Annotated in this window: 19 protein-coding genes and 2 pseudogenes; 5 read left to right on the top strand and 16 right to left on the bottom strand. The window is 72.3% G+C overall.

All coding sequences use genetic code 11. The features are described 5' to 3' along the window. Positions 1–7: 7 nt before the first annotated feature. From RKE29_RS10265 to RKE29_RS10210, 12 genes and pseudogenes are all read right to left on the bottom strand, one after another. Positions 8–601, bottom strand: a complete 594-nt coding sequence (locus RKE29_RS10265) for a hypothetical protein (RefSeq protein ID WP_312004825.1) — start codon at positions 599–601, stop codon at positions 8–10. 39 nt (positions 602–640) lie between these two features. Further along, positions 641–1,306 (bottom strand): pilus assembly protein TadG-related protein, encoded by a 666-nt coding sequence (locus tag RKE29_RS10260; protein WP_312004824.1) that lies wholly within the window; start codon positions 1,304–1,306, stop codon positions 641–643. A 20-nt stretch (positions 1,307–1,326) separates the two neighbouring features. Then, the gene (locus tag RKE29_RS10255) at positions 1,327–1,491 is read right to left on the bottom strand and encodes a Flp family type IVb pilin (RefSeq protein WP_312004823.1); all 165 of its coding nucleotides are present in this window, start codon (positions 1,489–1,491) and stop codon (positions 1,327–1,329) included. Positions 1,492–1,869: 378 nt separating this feature from the next. After that, positions 1,870–2,763, bottom strand: a complete 894-nt coding sequence (locus tag RKE29_RS10250; RefSeq protein ID WP_312004822.1) for a DUF5936 domain-containing protein — start codon at positions 2,761–2,763, stop codon at positions 1,870–1,872. 60 nt (positions 2,764–2,823) lie between these two features. Continuing rightward, a complete protein-coding gene (locus RKE29_RS10245; protein WP_312004821.1) occupies positions 2,824–3,762 on the bottom strand; it encodes a type II secretion system F family protein in 939 nt (312 codons plus the stop codon). Positions 3,763–4,042: 280 nt separating this feature from the next. Further along, a pseudogene (locus tag RKE29_RS10240) lies at positions 4,043–5,344 on the bottom strand (CpaF family protein); the annotation flags it as partial. A gap of 99 nt (positions 5,345–5,443) precedes the next feature. After that, a complete protein-coding gene (locus tag RKE29_RS10235) occupies positions 5,444–5,872 on the bottom strand; it encodes a TadE/TadG family type IV pilus assembly protein (protein ID WP_312004820.1) in 429 nt (142 codons plus the stop codon). A gap of 4 nt (positions 5,873–5,876) precedes the next feature. Further along, positions 5,877–7,628, bottom strand: coding sequence for a P-loop NTPase (locus RKE29_RS10230; protein WP_312004819.1), 1,752 nt, complete (start codon positions 7,626–7,628; stop codon positions 5,877–5,879). A gap of 359 nt (positions 7,629–7,987) precedes the next feature. Next, complete coding sequence (gene cpaB / locus RKE29_RS10225) at positions 7,988–8,692, bottom strand: Flp pilus assembly protein CpaB (RefSeq protein ID WP_312004818.1); 705 nt, start codon at positions 8,690–8,692, stop codon at positions 7,988–7,990. 85 nt (positions 8,693–8,777) lie between these two features. Next, a complete protein-coding gene (locus RKE29_RS10220) occupies positions 8,778–9,671 on the bottom strand; it encodes a hypothetical protein (RefSeq protein WP_312004817.1) in 894 nt (297 codons plus the stop codon). A gap of 566 nt (positions 9,672–10,237) precedes the next feature. Further along, positions 10,238–11,248 (bottom strand): DUF5954 family protein, encoded by a 1,011-nt coding sequence (locus RKE29_RS10215; protein WP_312004816.1) that lies wholly within the window; start codon positions 11,246–11,248, stop codon positions 10,238–10,240. Positions 11,249–11,422: 174 nt separating this feature from the next. Then, positions 11,423–12,319: a serine protease gene (locus tag RKE29_RS10210; protein WP_312004815.1), complete on the bottom strand. Its 897-nt coding sequence runs from the start codon at positions 12,317–12,319 to the stop codon at positions 11,423–11,425. Between the two features lie 132 nt (positions 12,320–12,451). Between RKE29_RS10210 and RKE29_RS10205 the strand changes: the two are divergent. After that, positions 12,452–13,798: pseudogene (locus tag RKE29_RS10205) on the top strand (M14 family metallopeptidase); the annotation flags it as partial. A 290-nt stretch (positions 13,799–14,088) separates the two neighbouring features. Here RKE29_RS10205 and RKE29_RS10200 read toward each other — a convergent pair. Next, on the bottom strand, positions 14,089–14,685 hold the full coding sequence (locus RKE29_RS10200; RefSeq protein ID WP_312004814.1) for a TetR/AcrR family transcriptional regulator: 597 nt from the start codon (positions 14,683–14,685) through the stop codon (positions 14,089–14,091). A 102-nt stretch (positions 14,686–14,787) separates the two neighbouring features. On the opposite strand from RKE29_RS10200, the gene RKE29_RS10195 reads away from it, so the two are divergent. The 3 genes from RKE29_RS10195 (at position 14,788) to RKE29_RS10185 (ending at position 17,691) form a co-directional block, all read left to right on the top strand. Continuing rightward, on the top strand, positions 14,788–16,008 hold the full coding sequence (locus tag RKE29_RS10195) for a cytochrome P450 (RefSeq protein ID WP_312004813.1): 1,221 nt from the start codon (positions 14,788–14,790) through the stop codon (positions 16,006–16,008). Between the two features lie 26 nt (positions 16,009–16,034). After that, positions 16,035–16,232, top strand: a complete 198-nt coding sequence (locus RKE29_RS10190) for a ferredoxin (protein WP_312004834.1) — start codon at positions 16,035–16,037, stop codon at positions 16,230–16,232. An 832-nt stretch (positions 16,233–17,064) separates the two neighbouring features. Beyond that, positions 17,065–17,691, top strand: a complete 627-nt coding sequence (locus RKE29_RS10185; RefSeq protein ID WP_312004812.1) for a hypothetical protein — start codon at positions 17,065–17,067, stop codon at positions 17,689–17,691. Positions 17,692–17,777: 86 nt separating this feature from the next. On the opposite strand, the gene RKE29_RS10180 is transcribed toward RKE29_RS10185, so the two are convergent. The 3 genes from RKE29_RS10180 to RKE29_RS10170 all read right to left on the bottom strand — a co-directional run bounded on the left by RKE29_RS10180 (position 17,778) and on the right by RKE29_RS10170 (position 19,439). Next, positions 17,778–18,059, bottom strand: a complete 282-nt coding sequence (locus tag RKE29_RS10180) for a hypothetical protein (RefSeq protein ID WP_312004811.1) — start codon at positions 18,057–18,059, stop codon at positions 17,778–17,780. A 277-nt stretch (positions 18,060–18,336) separates the two neighbouring features. Continuing rightward, a complete protein-coding gene (locus tag RKE29_RS10175; protein WP_312004833.1) occupies positions 18,337–18,570 on the bottom strand; it encodes a DUF397 domain-containing protein in 234 nt (77 codons plus the stop codon). 2 nt (positions 18,571–18,572) lie between these two features. After that, positions 18,573–19,439 carry a helix-turn-helix transcriptional regulator gene (locus tag RKE29_RS10170; protein WP_312004810.1) on the bottom strand — a complete coding sequence of 289 codons (867 nt, stop codon included), beginning with the start codon at positions 19,437–19,439 and terminating at the stop codon, positions 18,573–18,575. Positions 19,440–19,624: 185 nt separating this feature from the next. Between RKE29_RS10170 and RKE29_RS10165 the strand changes: the two genes are divergently transcribed. Further along, entirely contained in the window at positions 19,625–21,136 is a 1,512-nt protein-coding gene (locus tag RKE29_RS10165) for an ATP-binding protein (protein ID WP_312004809.1), read from the top strand. Positions 21,137–21,380 lie beyond the last annotated feature (244 nt).

Genomic DNA, 21,380 nt, shown 5'->3' with positions numbered 1-21,380 from the left:
GGCGCGCTCAGTCCGAGAGCTCGATGCTGACGGAGGGCATGGTGGGGACCTGGAAGTCCACCTTGGTGACGTTCTCCGGCGGGGCCGGGAACTGGGCGAAGACCGGTCGGCTCTCACCGGGCCTTATGGACGTGAGTCCCGTGGTGCACAGGCACTCGCCGTCGGTGTCCCGGAGGACCAGGTAGCGCTTCTTGCCCACCGAGTCGACCAGCGAGGCCCCGGAGATGGACGAGGCGGACTTCACCTCTGTCTCCTTGGAACGCCACTTCACCGCGTTGAACAGCTTGGTGCCGTGGTTGGTGACCTCTCCGTTCACCGTGACGAAACCACCCCCGTCCCGTACGGCGGACCGGATCGTCAGGACGACGCCGTCGGCCCCCTTGATCTCGCCGATGGTCTCGGTCGAATCGCTCGCGGGCTCGCTCTGCTCGCCGTCCTGCTGGGTCGCGGCCCCGGTGGTCCCCGCGGCCCTCTTGGCGTCGTCGTCCTTCCCCTTGCCCTCGCTACTGCTGCCGCAGCCGGCCGTCGCGAGGACCAAGGCGGCCGTAAGCGCCGCCGCGGCCGTGGCCCGACGCGCCGTCCTCACCCGCCGAATGCTCATCTATGGCTGTCCTTTACTCGTTTGCTCGTCGTTCGCCGCTCAGTGGGCTAGGTGCACGGTGAAAAGGTCTTTCGCGCGAGGGAAGAGGTCCGGGTGCCGCGGATCGATGGTCACCGGCTCGCCGTCGCACCGCAGCTCGACGGCCGGCCGGCCGTCCTGCCCGTCGTCACCGCCCGGGCCTCCCCCGTCGCCGCCCTCCTCCCCGGTGGGTGACGGGGGCGCGGGCGGCGTGGCGGGGGCGCCCAAGACGCAGCGCGGCTCGACGACCGCCGTGGCCGTGGCCGTGGCGCGCTTGTCCTCGGTGCCCGGGATCACCGTCCTGCCGACCGGCTTGCGGGTCTCGACCGTGACGGTGAAGGAGGTCGGGAAGAAGTCCGGGCCCTGGCAGCCGACGGTGTCCGCGTCGTTCTTGGCCGCGAACGCCCGCGCCTGGTCGCAGGCGTCCATGGCTCCGGGGAACCGCCCCTGGAGGATGTCCTGCCACGCCGTGCCGTCGAGGACCGCCCGCAGGAAGGCCGTACGCAACTGGTCGCGGTAGTCCTGGGCGGCGGCGAGGGCGGCGGAGTCCGCAGCGGTCTGGCCGCCGTTGCGGGTGGCGCCCGCCTGGCCGACCGCGAAGAAGGCCAGCCCGAGGAAGAGCAGGGCCGCGACAGCCGTGATGTACAGAGGAAACGCCTGCCCCGCGTCCCCGCGAGGCCGCGTCACTGGCACTGCCCGCGCCCTGGTCAGGTGCCGGTGACCTTGGAGATCTGGTTCAGGATCGCGTCGGCGATGGTGCTGCCGAAGTCCGTCGTCGTCAGCACCAGGACGATCGCCACCACCACCGCGATGATGCCCAGGTACTCGATCGAGGTCTGTCCTCGGTCGTTCCGCACAACGCGCTTCCCCATCGTGTTCCCCTCCATGGCCGGCCGTACCCCTGTGGTCCGGCGACTGGGCCCCCGTGGCGCCGCTTCCGGCAGGAGCAAAGTACGCCCGAACACCGGCCTCGGAACAGTGCCCCCGGTTCCATTGCCTTCCCGCCGGGCGGAGTTCAAATCCCGGACACCTCGTCCAGCCACCGCGGCCCATCCATACCACCCCCTTCCCCGGTCCGGCCAGCCACGGCCGCCGCGCGCCCCCCGATCCGCCCCCTTCTCGTACGGTGCGAGGAACCGGTACCGCGCGCCCAGCCCACTATCTCACACCGAGATTGCTACTGCGAAGCCTCCCAGGAGGCCGACAGGAACCTGACACAAAATCAGTAAACACGGCCGCCCACCCGCACGTCACTCCCCCGTGATGGAGCCGAAGTCCGTGCCCGAGCCGATGAAGAACCCCGCTACGAGCAGAATCAGGGTGCCCGGCACCATAAAGGTGGTAATGATCATCGTGGCCTTCGGCACCGCGCGCGCCGCCCGCCGCCGCGCGTTCTGCGCATCCGTACGCCGCATGTCGTTCGCGATAGCGATCAACGTCTCGACGATCGGCGCGCCCAGCTCCTCGCCCTGCTGGAGCGCGCTGACGAACTGCGCCACCTGCTCCGAGTCGTTGCGCCTGCGCAGCTCCTCGAACGCCTTGCGGCGGCTGACGCCCATGTCCATCTGCCGCAGTGTGATGCGCAGTTCGTCGGCCCACGGGCCCTCGTACTTCTCCGCCACCCGGTCCAGCGCCTGCCGGAAGCCGAGCCCGGCGCTCACCACCACCGCCAGCACGTCCAGGAAGTCCGGCAGCGTGCGCTCGATGGCGTCCCTGCGCTCCCGCACCGCCGCCCAGATGCCGACCTCGATCCAGAACAGGCCGAACGCCACCAGCAGCACCGCCAGCAGATACTGGCCCTTCAGCAGCATCACCAGCGCGCCGCCGAAGCCCAGGAAGCCGTACACCGCGCGCCGCGCCGCGTACCGGTCGACCGTGAGGCCGCCCGGGTTGCCCGCCAGGTCGATGCGGCGGCGGACCCTCGCCACCCGCTTCTCGCCCATCAGCCGCAGCACGAACGGCGCGTACCGCATGCCCAGCCGGTCGATGGCCGACCCGACGGCCGTGGTGCGCGTCGCGCCGACCTCCAGGGCCACCGCCAGGTCGCTGGGCAGCTTGGCCTCGCTGCGGAAGAGCGCGACGCCGTACGCGACCCCCGCCACCGAAAGGCCCGCGACCAGGCCCAGCAGCAAGCCGACTCCCATCGCGTCAGGCACTCCCCTCAGGACTCAACTCGAAACACTCACCCGGCCGGCCGCCGGACGTCAGACGTCGATCTTGGACATGCGGCGGATGAGGAAGAAGCCGACCCCGTACAGCGCGAAGGCCACCACCACCGCGGTCTGCCCCCAGAAGGACGACGTCATACGATCGAGTGAACCCGACGCGATCCGGTCCATCAGCAGCAGGGTGCCCACGCCCATCAGCGGCACCACGTACGCCGTCACCGTCACCTGCGACAGCTGCGTACGGACCTCCCGCCGCGTCTCCTTGCGCTCCTCCAGCGTCTGCGTCAGGTTGCGCAGCGAGCTGACGACGGTGCCGCCCGCGCGGTTGGCCAGGATCAGCGTGGTGACCAGCACCACCAGCTCGCGCGACGGCAGGCGCCGGGCCAGCTCCCCCAGCGCCTCGTCGATCGAGTGGCCGACGGCCAGCTTGTCGGCCACCTTGGCCAGCTCCTCGCCCGCGGGCGCCTCCAGCTCCTCGGCGGCCATGCTCAGGGCCGTGCGCAGGGCGAGTCCCGCCTGGGTGGCGTTGGCCAGGATGCGGGACAGCTCCGGGAGCTGGTTGATGAACTTCTCGATGCGCTTCTGCCGCTGCCAGTTGAGAAACGCGAACGCCCCCCACACCGCCACCAGCGCCGCTATCGGGCCGAAAAACGCCGCGAGCAGCGCGGAGGCGACCAGCCACAGGCCCAGCGCCGTCCCGGCCGTGTAGACGAAGAACTCGCCGGGCGTCACGTCCAGTCCGGTGGCCGCCAGGCGCAGCTCCAGGCTCCGGCCCAGCCGTGTGCGGCGCAGCCGCCGGTCGAGCCGGGCGAACCGGCGGCGGCCGACGGCGGGCGGCAGGTGCGGCGCGTCGGACAGGCGCTCGATGAGCGCCTGTCGCTGCGCCTTCCCGGTGGCGTAGGCGTGCACGCCCGCGACGGCCAGCGCGCCGCACACCAGCGTCGCGCCGACCGTCGCCGTCGCCAGACTTCCCATGACCCGGCTACCTCCGCTCCTCCGGGACCTGCCCGCCGTACGTCCCGTGGTCGTCGTGGGCGGGGTAGGTACCGTACGCCTCCTGGGGCGCGGCCCGGTCACCGGCGTACGGTCCGCCCTGGCCGCCCCGGCCGCCGTACGCGCCGTCCTGAGCGCCGTAGGCGCCGTACGGGCCGTCCTGGACCCCGTACGGGCCTTCCTGCGCGCCGTACGGGCCGGACTGCGCGGCCTGCGCGCGCGGCGCGTACCCCGTCTCCCGCACCGTCAGCTGCGCCCGGAGCGCCGCCACGCCGAACGCGGGCGGCACCGGCTCGCTCATCAGCCGCAGCCGCTGCGCCGTGCGCTCCGGCAGCGGGAAGTAGGTGAACGCCCCGCGCACCACCCGGTCGGCGCCCATCGGCTGGGCGTCGAAGCGGCAGACGGTGACGAGCCGGTAGTCCTCGTGCCCGTGGCTGTCCAGCAGCGCGATCTCGCTGATCCGCCGCGAGCCGTCCGCGTGCCGGACCAACTGCACGATGCAGTCCACGGCGCTGTTGATCTGGTCGTGCAGCGCCTCGTACGGAATCGAGACCTCCGACATGGACGCGAGCGTCTGGAGGCGCATCAGCGCGTCCTCGGCGCTGTTGGCGTGCACGGTGGCCAGCGAGCCGTCGTGGCCGGTGGACATGGCCTGGAGCATGTCCAGGGTCTCGCCGCCGCGCACCTCGCCGACGATGATGCGGTCGGGCCGCATGCGCAGCGAGTTGCGCACCAGGTCGCGGATGGTGATGCGGCCCTTGCCCTCGACGTTCGGCGGGCGGGACTCCAGCCGGATGACGTGCTCCTGCTGGAGCTGGAGTTCGGCGGCGTCCTCGACGGTGATGATGCGCTCGCCCTCCGGGATCAGCCCGGACAGGGCGTTGAGCAGCGTGGTCTTGCCGGAGCCGGTCGGCCCGGAGACCACGACGTTGAACTTGGCCCGCACCAGCGCCCCGAGCAGCACCAGCATCTGCTCGTCCAGCGTGCCCATGCCGATCAGCTCGGTCAGCGTGTACGCGCGCGGGAAGCGGCGGATGGTGAGGGTGGGGCCGGTCAGGGCCAGCGGCGGGATGATGACGTTGACGCGCTCGCCGGACGGCAGGCGGGCGTCGACCATCGGGTTCGACTCGTCCACGCGCCGGTTGACCGTGGAGACGATACGTTCGATGGTCTGCATGAGCTGCTCGGTGGACGCGAAGCGCACCGGCACCAGCTCGACCCGGCCCGCGCGCTCGATGAACACCTGGTCGGGGCCGTTGACCATGATCTCGGTGATCGACGCGTCCTCCAGCAGCGGCTCCAGCACGCCCAGGCCCAGCGCCTCGTCCACCACGCGGCGGATGAGCTGGGCGCGCTCGGCGGTGGACAGCACCGGGCCCTCGCGGCTGATGATGTGGCCGAGGACGCGTTCGAGGCGGGTGCGGCGCTCGGTGGCGGCGAGCGACGACATCTCCGCGAGGTCGATCTCCTCCAGCAGCTTGGTGCGGTAGACGGAGACCAGGTGGCCGTCCTCCCGGCCCTTGCCGGATCCCTCGGGTGCGGTGATGCGGGCCCGCAGGCTCATGCGCTCCTCCTCTCCGGTGACGGCTTCGTTCAGTGCATGCGGTTCAGTGCATGCGGTTCAGTGCATGCGGTTCAGTGCATGCGGTTCAGTGCATGCGGGTCAGTCGGCTCCGGCCGGCGGCAGGAGCTCCCAGTCGTGCGCGCAGGGCATGGTCGCACTGCGCCTGGCGGTGCCGAAGTGGGCGCCGGGGATGACGGACGGCAGGTGGACGGTCACCGTGGCCGTCACCTCGCCGCCGCCCTGGCACGGGCCGGACGCGTCGACGTCGGCCCGGCGGGCGACCCAGTCGCTCATCGCCGCGTATCCGGCCTGCGCCGGGCTGGTCCGCGCCTTGTCGAGCGCTGCGGTACGGGCGGCGGCGCGGGCCGCCGTGCCCGCCTGCTGCGCGGCGTACGCGGCGAGGCCGAGCTGGATGACGGCGAGGCCCACGAGCAGCAGCAGCGGTACGAAGCCGATCAGCTCGACGGACACCTGGCCCCGGTCGCGCGCCCCGCGCCGTACGGCCCGTACGGTCCGGCCCACCGTCACCGCCTCACTTCTCCACGGCCGCGCCCGCCGTGCCCCGTACGTGCCAGGGCAGGCTCACCGCGCCGGGGAACAGGACCGGTATGTCGACCGTCACGGTGGCCTTCCACACGCCGCCGTCCGGCGCGCAGGCGGCCGACGCCTGGCCCTGCCAGGAGCCGGGCAGCTCGCCCACCGCCGCGGCCCGGCAGGCCGCGCCGCCTCCGCCGTCGGTGGCGGCGGCGACCCGCGCGCCCTTGTCGGCGGAGTCCCCGGCCAGCGAGTAGGCGTAGCCCACCAGCGCGCACTGCCAGATGACGACGAGAATGCCGAGGATGACCGGCAGCAGGCCGGCGAACTCGACCGCCACCTGCCCGCGGTCGCCGCCCCGCCGCCGCAGGAACCGGCCGCCCGGCGCCGAGGGCACCTCGCGCAGTGCGTCGGGGCCGGTGTCCGCGGCCCGCCGGCCGGGGTTCCCGGCCGGGCCGGGCGGACCGCCGGGGTCCGGTTCGGGCGCGGCCGCTATGGCCCGGCGCCGCCGCAGGCCCGGCAGGGCGCGGTCGGCGGGGGGCGGGGGCGCGCCGCGCGCGGATCTGCTGCCGGGGTCGGCGGGTTCGACCAGGCCCAGCTCCCCGGCCAGGCCCCACAGCGCCTGCTTGACGACGGACCGGCTGTCCAGCTCGTGCATGCGGCCGGAGTCGACGGCGGGCTGGAGTTCCTTGAAGCTCGCGGGCACGGCGGTGCGCGCCACGCGCGTGCCGGTGGCCCGGCCGACGAGCGCGGGCTGGACCTCGGAGCTGCGGGTGTGCCGGTTGACGACGGTGACGGTCTCCTCGGCCTTGCGGATCTGGAGCCGGTCCCACAGCCGGATCATGCGCTTGGCGGCCCGTACGGCGACCACGTCGGGCGTCGTCACCAGCAGCGCGATGTCGGCGATCTCGACGGTGGCGGCGCTGGCGGAGGTCATCTGCGTGCCGCAGTCGACCACGACGACCTCGAAGCGGGAGCGCAGCACGCTGACGACCTGCCGGGCCGCCCGGTCGCCGACCTCCTCGCCGCGCTCGCCGTCGGCCGGCGCGAGCAGCAGCCCGAGGCCCGTGGAGTGGGTGAACAGCGCCTCTTGCAGCACGCGCGGGGAGATGTCGGTGATCTGCGCCAGGTCGGCGATGGACCGGCGGAACTGCACGTCGAGGTAGGAGGCCACGTCTCCGGACTGGAGGTCCATGTCGACCAGCGCGACGGTGCGGCCCGCGGCGCACGCGGCGAGCGCGAGCTGCACGGCGGTGACGGTGGTGCCCACGCCGCCCTTGGCGCCCGCGACGGCCACCAGCCTGCCGCCCGGGCCCGTGGCCAGCGCGTCGCCGCCGCCGAGGTGCCGCCGGACGCCGACGGCCCACTGGGCGGCGGCCTGGACGCGGCCGGCCAGCTCGTCGTACGACAGCGGGAGCGTGACGACGCCGCGGGCGCCGGCGTCCATGGCGGCCGAGTACAGCGCGGGCCCGGCGTCGGAGGTCACCAGCACCACGCCCACCGCGGGGAAGCGCAGCGCGATCTCGCGGATCAGCTCCAGCGCCGGGGCCGGGCCGATGCGCTCGTGGACGACGACGACCTCCGGCAGGTCCTCGACGGAGGCGGACGCGAGCGCGGCGAGCGTGTCGAGCAGGCGCGTGGAGTCGTGGGCGGGCGGCGCCGGCTCCGCGCTGGGGAGCTGGCTGAGCAGCCCGCCGACGGAGCGGGCGGCGTCGGGGTCGCCGACGGCCGGGAGGATTCTGATCGTCACCGTGGCACCGCCTCACTGGTCAGTTGTGGTCCTCGCGGACCGGCCGGGCCCGGCCGGTCCGAAGGGATTCGGGGTTTGTCTGGTTTCGACCGCGCCGGGCGGTCACTCGTTGTTGTCTGTCCGCCGGCCGGGCCGGTCAGTCATGGGTCGGTCGCCGAAATCCGCCGGAAGCCGTCGGAAGTCGGCCGGTTCGGGCCTGGCGGTCGCCGTCGGCCGTCGGCTTTCGGCCGGGGCCGGCGGCCGGGTGGCCGGGTGGCCGGAGTTCGGGTGGCTGGAGTTCGGTCGTGTCATGAGTCAGTGTCGCAGTGTCACCGGCGGTTCGGTGCGGCCCGGGTGTCCCGGGCTGCCCGTGCCCGGTGTCATCGGTCGCCGTCGAGGGTGTAGGTGCGGTCGCCGGGCGGGATGGGCGCGGTGTCGCCCGGCGCGACGAGGGCCAGCCGTACGTGGGCGGCGAAGGACTCGGCGTACGCGACGCGCTGGGCGTCCCGGGTGCCCAGCGCGAACGTGATGGGCACCGCCTGGTCCTCGCGGCGGTTTCCGTCCTGGTCCGCTTGCAGGGCGGTGAGCCTGCCGACGTCGATGACCTGCGCGTCGGCGACGATGATCCGCGACACGGGTTTCTCGCCCTGCTGCTTTCCCTCGAAGGTGGCGAAGATGTTGACCCGCGCCCCGGGGCTGATCTTGCCCGCGACGCCGGTCTCGGCGTCGATCATGATGGCGATCTCCTGCTGGCCGGGTTGCAGGGCGGGCCGCTCGGCGATCATGTCCGTTTGCAACAGGGAGCCCTTGCGCAGTGGTGTGACGGCCACCTTGCCGCGCACCTGGGACAGGTCGGTCACGGCGGTGGACGGCAGCCAGCGCTCGGGCATCGAGACCTTCTGGAACTCGCCCGCGTCCAGCGCCCGGTAGGCCGGTACGTCCGCTCTGAGCTTGTACGCGGTCTTCTCGGGGCCGACCTTGGACTGGACGTCGTTGATGACGGTCAGCACTCCGACGAACGCGCCGATGGCGCACAGGACCGACAGGAGCAGCAGCAGGACTCCGCGGCGCTGGCGAGAATTCATGGGGCGGGCAACCTCGTTCGGGAACGTCTTGTCGAAGGGGCGGGGGCGGGCGGCGGCCCGGGGGTGGGTTCGGCTCCGGGGCGGCTCACCGGCTGGTCAGCGCGGGCCGCCCGGCGGGCGGGGCCAGCGAGCCGTCGCCGCGCGGCACCGGGGCGGAGCAGAAGGCGCAGCGGTCCCCGATGAGTTCGAAGCCGCACCAGCGGCACTCCTCCCTGCGGACGGAGGCCACGAGCTGGTAGAGCATGGACAGGTCCGGGATGGCGGCGGCGAACTCGGTCAGCTTGCCCGTGCCCCACCAGCGCGCCGACTCCGCGGGCAGCGCGGCCTCCTGCACGCCGCGCACCCGCCAGTCGCGGGCGAGGGCGGTGACCCAGTCGCCCTGCCCGCCCCGGCCGCCGGGCTGGCCGTGGGTGTGGCCGCGGGCGACGACGAGGTGGGTGGCGTAGCCGGGGCCCGGCAGCCGGGTCTCGCCGTCCGCCTTGACGATCTGCGGCGTGGGGTGCGCGAGCACGCCGAACTGCGCGCCGGGCACCCACGACTTGACGTGCGAGGTCAGCCCGACCGGCACCCGGTCGAGCCGGGCGACGCTGCCGAGCAGGGCGCCCGCGTGGATGTAGTGCGCCAGCAGCCGCGCGGAGCAGGCCAGGACGCCCGGGCTGAAGTCGGACACGGACAGCTGGCGCATCTGGCGGGCCAGCACCGCGACGGCCAGCGGCGGCAGCTCCATCGGCAGCAGTGCGATGCGGTCGCTCTCCAGCACCGAGCGGACGGTGTGCAGGCGCTGGACGAGCGGCGCGGGCGACGCGGCGGGGTAGAGGACGACGAGGTAGCCCTGCTGGTCGAGCAGGGCGGCGGTCTCGGCGAGCGCCGCGTCGAGGGACTGGCCGTCAGGGCCCTGGAACACGACGGCGGGCGGCGTCTGCCCGTCGGGCGGCGGAAGCACCAGCTCGCGGCTGGTCACTGCTATCGCGGTGGGCACGTCGGCTACCCCGTCTCACTTCGGCGCCGGGGAGAGCGGCGGCCGCAGGTCGATACTGCCCTGTGCTGGCACACCCGCGCGGTACGGCTGGTGCGCATCTGCACTGTATCCACGAACGCCGCGTGAGAGAACCGCCTCCAGAGGTACGCGCGGTCACGGAAGGGTGACGTGGACGGCACGCCGCTGACGCGGGGCGGCCGGGGGCTTGGGCGCCCCCGGCCGCCGGGTGCCGCGCGGGGCTGCGGTGCCGCGCGGCGGCGGGCCGTTCGGCGGCGCGGTACGCCGGGGCCGTGCGGCGGTGCTTCGCGCGGGGCCGCCGGTGCCGTACGAAAGACCCCGGGCCGTACGGCGCGGCGGGCGCGCCCAGGGCACCGGGAGCCCCGGGGCCGGGAGCCGGGCCCCGGGGGCCGGAGCGGAAGGCCGGGAGCCGGAGACCTTCGACCGGGACCCGGGAGAGCCGGAGGCCCGCACACCGGGACCCGTGGGAGCCGGGGAGCCGGCACCCGTGGGAGCCGGACCCCCGGGCAGCCGGGACCCGTCGGAGCCGGACCCCCGGGCAGCCGGGCTCAGTCCTCGCCGTACACGATGCCGTTGGCCCGGTCCAGCTCCGCCTGGGCCTCGGCCGGCAGCTCCGGGTCCCACTCCGAGGCGCGCGGCGGCTCGGGGCCGTCGGGCCCGACGCGGATGAGGCGTTCCACGCGCGTGACCCGGTAGCGGCGGCCGGCGACCTGGATCTCGTCGCGCCGCTTGGTCTCCATCCGCTTGGCGGCCCGCTCGAAGCGCTCGACGGTCTCGTCGTCCAGCTTCTGGGTGCGCGGCGCGACGACGCGGAAGTAGGTGACCAGGGTGTCCCGGATGGCCTGCGGCGTCTCGGCGCCCGCGGTCAGCGGGCTCCAGTCGCCGTCGTGGAACTCGGAGACGCAGTACACGGGCGGCAGCAGCACCCCGCCCGGGTGGGTCCGCAGCGCGCGCAGCGAGTCGCGGTGGGCGTCCGGGGGGACGGCGGCGGCGGGGTAGACGAAGCCCAGCAGGTCGATCTTGAGAATGCCCTCGGACAGCCCGGTGGCGGCCGCCGGGTCGATGAGGAAGCCCCGGGTGCGGCGGGCCCCCTGGTGCCCCTTGCCGATCGGCATCGGGTCCGGGTCGCTGGGGCGCGGCGGCTCGGGCCCGTCGGGGCCCATCCGGATGAACATGTCGCCGCGGACCACGCGGAACCGACGGTCCCGGACGGTCAGCTCGTTGAGCTTCTCCCAGTCCATCCGCTTGGCCCCGGCCAGCCACGCCTGCCGGGCCTCCTCGTCGCCGGCGTCCTCGGCCGCCTTGGCGCGCATCCGGCACTGGTAGGCCAGCGAGTCGCGGCTGCCCTGCGGGTTGCCCTCGTCGCAGCTGACGACCCGCCAGCGGCCGTCGATCTCCTGCTCGACGAGTGCGAACATCGGTCCGCGCCCCATGATGGTGGGATAGGACTCCCTGGCCCGCCAGGCCTCGGTGTCGGCGATGACCGCCACCGGGTCGTCGAACCGCGCCATGCTGATGACGCGGTGCGGTTCGGGGAGTTCCACTTCGTCCTCGCTCATGGGGCACATGGTGCTCCCACGGCAGGCGCCGCGCAGCGGAATCCCGGCACGAGACGCTGTCGGGCCGTCACTTTCCGTAAACCGCCCGCGTGAAGCCGTCCCGTACGGCACAATGCGCGCCCCGGCCCGGTGCGTGGCGGCCGGGGCGCGCAGGTCACGCGCGGCGGACGACTGTCACGGCCTGGGCAGCGCGCAGCCGGGCCGGGTCAGGTCGACCAGGTTGCCGGGCGCGAGGCAGGGCACGATGCCGTACGTCTCCTCGGCGTAGGCGATGCCGGGCCGTACGGTCACCTGTCCGGACTCGTCCACCTCGCAGGGGTTGTTGAGCGTGCAGCGCTCACCGTCCTCGTTGCGGGTGTTGTTGACGGCGACGACCTTGCCGGTGGCGGGGTCGAGCACGGGCGAGCCGGAGGTGCCGCCGATGGTGTCGCAGGCGGCGGTGTAGCGGACGGCGTCCTTCCAGGTCCAGTCGCCCTCCTTGAGCCGGTAGGCGAAGCCGTCCACGGCGCAGGAGTAGATCCGCTTCCAGTAGCCGGAGACCACGCTGATGGCGGTCCCCTGGACGGGGTGGTCGGCGGACAGCGGGAGGGCGGCTATGCCGTAGCGCTGCCGGATCTGCGCGTAGGTCGAGCCGAGCTGGTAGAGCGAGACGTCGGTGTCGGTCATGGTCGCGTACGCCACCTTGGTGGCCCGTACGGTGCCGGCTGAGCCACCCGAGCGATTCAGGAGGGTGAAGCTGCGGGTGGACGAGCGGCCGACGACCACCTCGCCGGGGCCGAGGAAGCCGGACTCCAGGCAGTGGCCGTTGGACAGCACGAGCGCGGGGTCGCCGTCGGCCGCGCCGGGGGGCCGGACGAGGGAGCCGGAGCAGTTGTTGAGCGCCACGGTGCCGGCGAAGTCGACCGCCGTGGCCGTGGCCTGCCGTGGAGCGGCGGCGGCGCGCTGCTGAGCGGCGGCCGGAGCGGACGAGGGGGCGGCGGGAGCGGCGGCGGCCGGGGCGGCGCCGGTGCCCAGCGTGGCCGCTCCTGCCAGCAGGAGGGCAGGGAGCACGCCGAGGAAAGGTCTGTTCACGTGGGGGGTCCTCTCCATGATTAAAAATGATGACATGACTGGCTCTGCGCAGTTTTCGCCCTTGACCGTGTCATGCCCATGGTCGAAGACTGCCCTCAGCAGTCGCTCACCTCAACCCCCACAGGAGATGTCATGCGACTCCGCGCACGAGGCGGACGGGTCACCGCCCTCGCCGCCCTGCTGGCCCTCTCCCTGGCCGCTCCCGTCGGGGCGCGGGCCCACGGGCCGTCCCCCGACCCGGGCCCCTCGGCGAGCACCCGCAAGTCCCCACCCCGGACGGAGCAGGTCCCGCGGCAGTACGAGGTGCCGGGCGTGACCACCGTCGCGGGCCGCACCGAGCTGGGCGCCACCGGCGTGTCGGTGGACGAGGCGGGCCCGCGCAAGCTCGTCATCACCGCGGACCCCGCGCAGGCCAAGAGGCTGCGCGACCTGGGCTACCGGCTCAACGCCCTGCCCGGCCCGCCCGACCGCGCCGACGGCGCGACCAAGCCCTTCGACTTCCCGGCCGCCGACGCCAAGTACCACAACCACGCCGAGGCCACCGCCGAGATCGACGCCGCCGTGGCCGCGTACCCGGACCTGGTCGCCAAGCGGGTGATCGGCAAGTCCCACGAGGGCCGCGACATCGTCGCGCTGAAGATCAGCGACAACGTGGGTACGGACGAGGCCGAGCCGGAGGTGCTGTTCACCCACCATCAGCACGCGCGTGAGCACCTGACCGTGGAGATGGCGCTGTACCTGCTGCGCACGTTCACCACGGGCTACGCCACCGATCCGCGGATCTCCGGCCTGGTCGACAGCCGCGAGATCTGGATCATCCCGGACCTGAACCCGGACGGCGGCGAGTACGACATCGCCACCGGCTCCTACCGCAGCTGGCGCAAGAACCGCCAGCCGAACTCGGGCTCCTCCTACGTCGGAACCGACCTGAACCGCAACTGGGGCTACAAGTGGGGCTGCTGCGGCGGCTCCTCCAGCTCCAAGGGCTCCGAGACCTACCGGGGCACCGCGCCGGAGTCCGCGCCGGAGGTCAAGGTCGTCTCCGACTTCGTACGCGGCCGGGTGGTGGACGGCAAGCAGCAGATCAGGGCGTCCATCGACTTCCACACCTACAGCGAGCTGGTCATGTGGCCGTTCGGCTACACCACGGCGGACACCGCGACCGGCATGACCAAGGACGACCACGACGCGTTCGTGGCCGTCGGCAAGAAGATGGCCGCCAGCAACGGCTACACCCCGCAGCAGGACAGCGAGCTGTACATCACCGACGGCGCCATCGACGACTGGCTGTGGGGCGCTCAGAAGATCTTCGCGTTCACCTTCGAGATGTACCCGTCGTCCAGCTCGGACGGCGGCTTCTACCCGCCTGACGAGGTGATCGACCGGGAGACGAGCCGCAACAAGGACGCGGTGCTGCAACTTCTGGAGAACGCGGACTGCATGTACCGGTCGATCGGCAAGGAGTCGCAGTACTGCGCGGAGGCAGGTACGGGGACCGGCTCCGGAGCCGGAACCGGGACGGGAACCGGGACGGACACCGGCACCGGGACCGGGGCTGGCACCGGGACCGGCACGGGAACCGGCACCGAAACCGGGAGCGGCACAGGCACAGGGACCGGCACCGGCGGCGGGACGGACCCGGGCACCGCCCCCAGTCCCGGAGCCACCGCGAGCGCCGCCCCGCGCCGCCGCTGACGCCCTGGCGGGAACCGCGCGCCCCGGGACGCCCGTACGCCCCGGGGCGCGCCCAGCCGCGCCCCGGGCACCCCTCAGCCCTTCCGGACCAGCGGCAGGAAGACCAGGTCCACGATCTCCGGAATGCCCGCCTCGGCCGCCTCGATGCCGAAGACCAGGTAGTCGTGGCGCAGCAGGCTGACCGGCAGGGCCGCGATCCGCGGCGGCACGTCCCCGCCCGGCACCTCGCCGCGCAGCGCCGCCCGCTCCACCATCGCGCGCACCCGTTCGGCCAGCGCGACGGCCGCTTCGTGCTCGTGCAGGCGCGCGTACAGCCCGGGGTCGCGCAGCGTCTCGGCGGTCAGGCTGGCCATGACGTCGCTCGGCACACCGCGCAGCCGCTCGGCGATCTGGCGCAGGAACGTGATCACGTCCGCCCGCAGCTCCCCGGTGTCGGGCGGGTCGGGCAGCGCCGCCAGGTTGCGCACGAGCGCGTCCAGCAGCAGGGCCGACTGCCGGGGCCAGCGGCGGTAGAGCACGGGCTTGCTGGTGCCCGCGCGAGCCGCGATGCCCGCCATGGTGGTCTTGTCGTAGCCCACCTCGATCAGTTCCGCCCAGGCGGCGTCGAGGATGGCCTGCTGGAGTTCCGCGCCTCTGCGGCGCGTGACCCGGCGCTCACCGCCTGACGTCATTCAAGGTCCTCTCCGGCCGTCACTTGCCTCCACCACCGGAGCACACTAGCCTTCCGGTAAGATACTTCGAGTTTCTTAACGAACCGAGAGGTCCAGCCCCCCATGCCCGATTCCGCACCACCCGTAGCGGAAAATCCGGCTTTCCCGATGGCCCGCGCGTGCCCCTTCAGCCCGCCTCCGGCGTACGCCCGGCTGACCGCCGAGGAGCCGGTGTCCCGGGTCACGCTCCAGGACGGCAGGCCCGCCTGGCTGATCACCCGTCACGACACCGCCCGCCGCCTGCTGGTCGACCCCCGGGTCAGCTCCGACCGCGCCGACCCCGGCTTTCCCGAGGTCGTCCCCGGCATCCGGGCCATGGCCCAGCTCGGCCGCGGCTTCCTGCTCCTGATGGACCAGCCGGAGCACACCGTCCACCGGCGCCTGATCACCGGCGAGTTCACCCTCAAGCGGGTGCGCGCCATGCGGCCGCGCATTCAGGAGATCGTGGACGAGCACGTCACGGCCCTGCTGGCGGCCCCGGACCGCACGGCGGACCTCGTGGAGACGCTGGCCATGCCCGTGCCGTCGCTGGTCATCTGCGACCTGCTCGGCGTCCCGTACGGCGACCACCCGTTCTTCCAGCGCTGCACCAACGCGCTGGTCAAGCGCACGGGCACCGACACCGACGGCGTCGCCGCGTTCGCCGCGCTGCGCGAATACCTCGGCGAGCTGGTCACCGCGAAGGACCACGACCCGGGCGAGGACCTGCTCAGCAGGCTGGTGGTCCGCTACCGCCAGGAGGGTCTGTACGACCACGAACTGCTCACCGGCATCGCCATGCTCCAGCTCATCGCGGGCATCGAGACGACGGCGAACATGATCCCGCTCGGCGTCGCCGCCCTGCTCCGCCACCCCGGCCAGCTCGCCGACCTGCGGGCCGACCCGGACCTCATGCCCGGCGCCGTGGACGAACTGCTGCGCTACTTCGGCATCGCGGACATGGCCGTCACGCGCGTGGCGGCGGAGGACATCGAGATCGACGGCACGCTCATCCGTAAGGGCGACGGCATCGTCACCGCCGTCGCGGCCGTCAACCACGACGAGCGGGTCTTCCCCGACCCCGGCGCGCTCGACATACGCCGCGACGCCCGCCAGCACATGGGCTTCGGCCACGGCATCCACCTGTGCCTGGGCGCCAACCTGGCCCGCCTGGAGCTGGAGATCGTCTGGAACACCCTGTTCGCCCGCGCCCCCGGCCTGCGCCTCGCGGTGCCGGAGCGGGAGCTGCCGTTCAAGACGGACGACAGCGTGTACGGCCTGCACCGGCTGGACGTGACCTGGTGACGACCGCACCAGGCCGCACCGGCCGCCTGCACGTCGAGATCGACCCGGACCTGTGCTGCGCCTCCGGCCAGTGCGCCATCACCGCACCGGACGTCTTCGACCAGGACGTGTCGGAGGGCGTGGTGCTGCTGCTCCAGCCGGAACCGCCCCGCGCGGCGTACGACGCCGTACGCCGGGCAGCGCGGGCCTGTCCGGCCCAGGCCATCACTGTGGCCGACATCTGACCCCCCTCCCGGAGCCACGGGGGTGCTTCGGGGACGGGGCACCAGGGGCCGTTCCCTCGGCGGAGGGAACGGCCCCCTTTCTGCGCTGGAGGTCCGGAGCGGCCGGGCGGACGGAGTGCGCCCGGCCTCGGGAACGCGCCACGCGCCCGCGCCCACATGTGGCCGGCCAGCGGCCGGGGGCCGCGCGACACGCCAGACCGATAAACTAAAAGGTAGTTGCAACTACCTCCTTCGTGTGTTGAAGTAGGCATGCCAGTTCAGGCCGCGACTGTGGGGGAGCGCGGGACTCAGGACTCTCTCGCAGCGCATCGTCGCACGAACGGAGTTCCCTGTGACTCGCTCACTGTTTCGCCGCTTTGCGAGACGAAATGCCCTGACCCTGACGGCTGTTTCTGCGGCCGCCGCAATGGTATGCGCCACCCCCGCCGTGGCCGGTGCGGTGTCGCCCTCTTCGAGGACCGCACTTCCCAAAGCCATCTCTGCCACCGTCGACAACTCACCGCAGGACGTACGCGCACACTGGACTCCCGAGCGAATACGAGACGCTGCCGCCCACCCGATGCCAATTCCTGCCGTTCCGTCGAGGCCGGAACGAAGGGACCGGCAGCCGGACGACTCGCCAACGAATGGCGACCGTTTATCCGTGTCGGCTTCGGCCGTTCCGCCCAAGATGAAGCTGCCGACATCCACTTCGGGTGTCATGGGGCCGCGGATCACAGCGGACGTCTCCCGCTCAAAGCGGGTCTCCAATCCCAAGTCCTGGCCCACCAGGGACGTCGGACTTCTCGTATACGACGTGGACTCCCAGCACTCGGCTTCATGCAGCGCCACCGTGATCGTCTCCGACACCAAGAACGCGGTGTGGACTGCGGCACACTGCCTGCACAAGGGCTCGGGCGGGCGGAACGGCTTCTTCAAGAACTTCGCCTTCATCCCCTCCTACCAGTCCAACGACCTGCCCTGGGGGGTCTGGACCGCCAGGAGGGTCATCGTCACCGACACGTGGGCCAATGACGGCGACTTCGACGACAACGACCTCGGCGCCCTGGTTCTGAACCGCGACAGCCGGTACGGCAACATTCAGGACGCCATCGGCGCGTGGGGGTACAGGTTCGACGGCGGTACGGCCCACTCCAACACCTATTCGTACGGCTATCCCGCCGACGGCTACAACCGGCCTCAATCGGATTTCGACGGCGAACACCTGATGTACTGCCAGGGGAAGACTGTCGACGCCGACAACCTCAACCCGAGTGACGACCGGCTGAGGATGGACTGCGACATGGGTCACGGCGCCAGTGGCGGCCCGATGGCGACTGGCGTCCCGGACAGTCCCAAGATCGTCGGCTCGAACAGCCACCGCCGTGCCGACAGTCACCATCACTGGGTCGACAACCACCTGTTCTCCTCGAACCATGGGAGAGAAGCCGTCGCCGTGATCAGGCTGGTCGACAACTGACCCGCGGCTGGACGGCCTCGCACCGGCAGTGAGAACCCGGAAGTGAAAAGGGCCCGCCTCAACCGAGGCGGGCCCTGACGACTGCGCTACCTGGCTTTGACTTCGCCCATCCGACCGTTGTTCACGGCTTCTTTGATGCGCTCGGGAGTCCAGTGCTGCCGTGCCTGCTCGGGCGACAACCCGTTGTCCTGCTGCACTATGACGCCGACGTCTTCGTTGCCGTCGCTTCCGTCGTCACCGCCCTTGGCGGCAGCCGTGCTGCCGACGATCGCCAGCGCCACCGCTCCGGCGACCACCAGAGCGGTGCCGACGCGCTTTCCCGACAGAAGCGGCCCCCGAGGGGCTGCGCTCCCGGCCCGCTTGCCCATGGCCCTCTCTCCGTTCTCTGGCTGAACGTGACGCTCTTTAGATGCCTGATGCAACAGTAGCCGGACACTCGTCCTGCGGCGAGGTGTGCCCAGAGCGGGCGGGTTGCCGACTCCTGATGCGACGGCGAAGCCCTTGGCGCCAGTCCGTGAGCCATGGCATGGCCCTGCACCCGGTCGCCGCCCTCCACCAGTTCCAGGGCGATTCGATTGGACGTTCGCGGTCGAGGGGCCGTTCCCTCGGCGGAGGGAACGGCCCCACTTTGCTGTGACGGCCCGGTCAGCCGGCCGGGTGGTGGTCGATACGGCCCGTACGGACCCCGAGGACGAACGACGACCACGCGGCGGCGGGCACGACCAGGGCCGGACCCGACTTGTCCTTCGAGTCCCGGACGCCGACCTCGGAGCGCAGGTCCGCGACCTCCACACAAACTTGCCCTTGCTCGTTGCTGTAGGAGGACTTGAACCAGGCGCCCTCGGGGGCGACGTCCGGGGCGGTGCGAGGCGTGTTGATGACTACTCCAAATCTCGTGCTAGTGCGGTCAGGAAACCGGCCGTCTCGGCCGGGGCCAGAGCCCCCTCGCGCATGGCGTCGAACCTCCGGCTGTACTTCCGAACCTCCCGAGCCCCGTCCGTCAGGGTGGTCGTGCCCGGAACGTCCACCTGGACCACGGGGGCGACCACGCCCCCGAAGTCCAGGACGTTGAAGTTGTGGTCGAAGCGGTAGGTGGCCAGCGCGTCCGGGAGGATCTGGACCGTGACGTTGTCGAGCTTGTTCAGCTCGATGATCTCGCCGTACTGCCGACGCATGACCTCCGACCCCCCGACCCGGCGGCGCACCGCCGCCTCGTCGAGGATCACCCGCAGCTCCAGCGGGCTGTCCTCGCGGAGGATCACCTTCTTCCGCTCCACGCGGAGCTGGATGTGGTCCTCCACGAACTCGGTCGTCGTCTCCTCGACCGGCTTGGCCGTGGTGAACTGCGCCCGCGCGTACTCCTCGGTCTGGAGCAGCCCGAAGACGACGCCGGGCCGCCAGGCGCGGATGCTGCGCGCGTCCGACTCCAGCCCGACGTACATCGGCATGCCGGACGGCATCACGTTGCGGTACGGGGTCCACCAGTCGTTGCTGAGCGAGTCGCGGTGCAGCCGCAGCAGGCTCTCCCGGTCGTCCACGTCGGTGACGCCGTACCGGTCGAGCAGGTCCTCCAGGTCCCGCACGCGCGGGAGAGCGTTGTGCCCGGTCTCCACGCGGCTGAGCTTGGTCTCGGAGAACCCGAGCCCCTGCGCCGCCATCTGGAGCGTCAGGTCCTCCTTCTCCCGCAGGCGGCGCAGCTCCTTCCCCAACTCACGCCGCAGGAACGTCGCTCCTCGTCGTGCTGGCATCTGATGGTCCCTCCCGTGCCTCTGTCCGGCTCCGGCACGTTCGTGTGCCGAGTCTGCCATCTCCTGTCCCCCTTCCAACAGCCCCTGTTCGCGCCGGGGCATGTGCCAATTTCTCCTTACTCAGAAGTTGGCTTGCGTTTGAAATCCCCCGTGAGCGAAGGTAGTTCACGGCACATCGGGACCGGATGTCAATGGCCACCGAGAAAGTGACCCGATTCCGGCCAGGCACCTTTGTGCTGCCAACTCCTCGTCGGGCGAGAGGCAGTTCCATGTCCGTTGCCGTTGCGGCGCCGAAGCGCATGTGCGCCGCGGTCTCCGCCGATCCCAAATACGTTCGAAAACTGCGTCGAACGGGCGTCGCCTGCCTCGTCGGATGGGGCCTGGTCGAACGTGTGGACGTTTCGGTGGTGGCGCTGCTGATCAGCGAAATGGCGACCAACGCAATCGTTCACACGTGCGGAAAAACGGTGAGCCTTTCGCTCTCGTACGCCGAGGGAGACGGCGAGATCCGTATCGAGGTGCGGGACGGCACGCCGGGCCGGAGGCCCCGGCTGCTCGCGCCGGACGACGACCAGGAGCACGGGCGGGGCGTGCTCATCGTCGCGGCGCTCGCCAGGAGTTGGGGCACCGGGGAGGAGGGCGCGTGCACGTGGTGCACGGTCCCGGTGGCCGACCCGCCCTCGGTGCCCGCCTGCGCGCGCCGCGCCCTCCCTCCCGCCGAGTCCGGACCCGGCTCCGGGCGCGGGACCGGGAGCGGGACGGCCACCGGGACCACGAACTCCACCTATCGGAAGGACAGCATGCGCGAGCACGACGTCATCACCGTGGCGTGTTGGGACTTCGAGAACGACAGCGCCCCGGACGGAAAGAACTGGCATCTCGCGCACGAATTGCTGGCCGACCACCAGCCCGACATCTTTCTGCGCCAGGGAATGACCCACGGCCGCACGATGGGCGGGCGGCGGCTGCGGGTGTCGGAGGACCTGCTGGGAATGCGCGGCGCACTGTCGGCTCCGAACCGGAACGCGGTGGCGTACCGGGACATCGCGACGGCCGTGTTCGTACGGCCGGAGGTGTTCCGAATTCTGGCGGTGTACCCGGTGGCCAAGCCGTGGTGGCTGCATCCGGCGCACGTGGTGCTGCGGTTCGGGGAATGCCCGACGCCGCTGAACGTGGTCTCGTTCAGCCTGTGCGGATTCGACCCGCACACCCGGGAGAGCGAGGCGCGGTGGCTGACCACGCTGGCGGAGCCGGGCGCGGTCACGCTCGCGGGCGGGAACACCAACTCCTATCCGTACCGGCCGGAGCCGGTGGAACTGCCCGACTGGGCCCAGGTGACCGACCTCGCGCACGAGTGCGGGCGCACGGTGCGCACCCGGGACGGGTGGATCGCCGACACCCGGCCGGACGAGGTGCTGGCCATGGCGGGCTACCGGGACCTGGCGCGCGACCTGTGCGCCAGGATCGGCCGGTCGAAGGCGCTGGCGCCCACGGCGGGGTTCCGGGGTCTGGGGCGGGGCGGGCCGGAGCGGGTGGACCGGGTGTACGGGGTGGGGCTGTCCGAGGTCGTGACGAGCGTCGAGGTCGTCAACACGCACCAGACCCGCGAGGTCTCCGACCACGCCCTGGTGCTCGTACGGCTGCACCGGGCCCGGCTGGCGGCCCGGCTGGGCGCGGAGCAGGCCCAGGCGGCGTAGGCGACGCCCCTGCGGGGAGCACCCGGGTCCCGCCCAGTGCGCCAGGCGCGCCGCCGCCCCACCCGGAACCGGGGCGGGCCCTGGCCGCCGGGGATCGCCCCGGCGGGGGCCGGGCACTCTCCCCAGCCCGCTCCGGCCTCTCCGGGCGGCAGCGGGCGTCGCCGCGCAGGCGGCCCGGGGCGGGCGGCAGCACGCGAGCAGCCTCGGGCGGACGGCGGCAGACGAGCGGCCCGGGGCCCGGGCG

The sequence above is a fragment of the Streptomyces sp. B1866 genome, from assembly GCF_031932565.1.
Classification (GTDB): Bacteria; Actinomycetota; Actinomycetes; order Streptomycetales; family Streptomycetaceae; genus Streptomyces.
The sequence above is the reverse complement of the archived record's forward strand: the minus strand, read 5'-3'. Positions and strand labels throughout refer to the sequence as shown.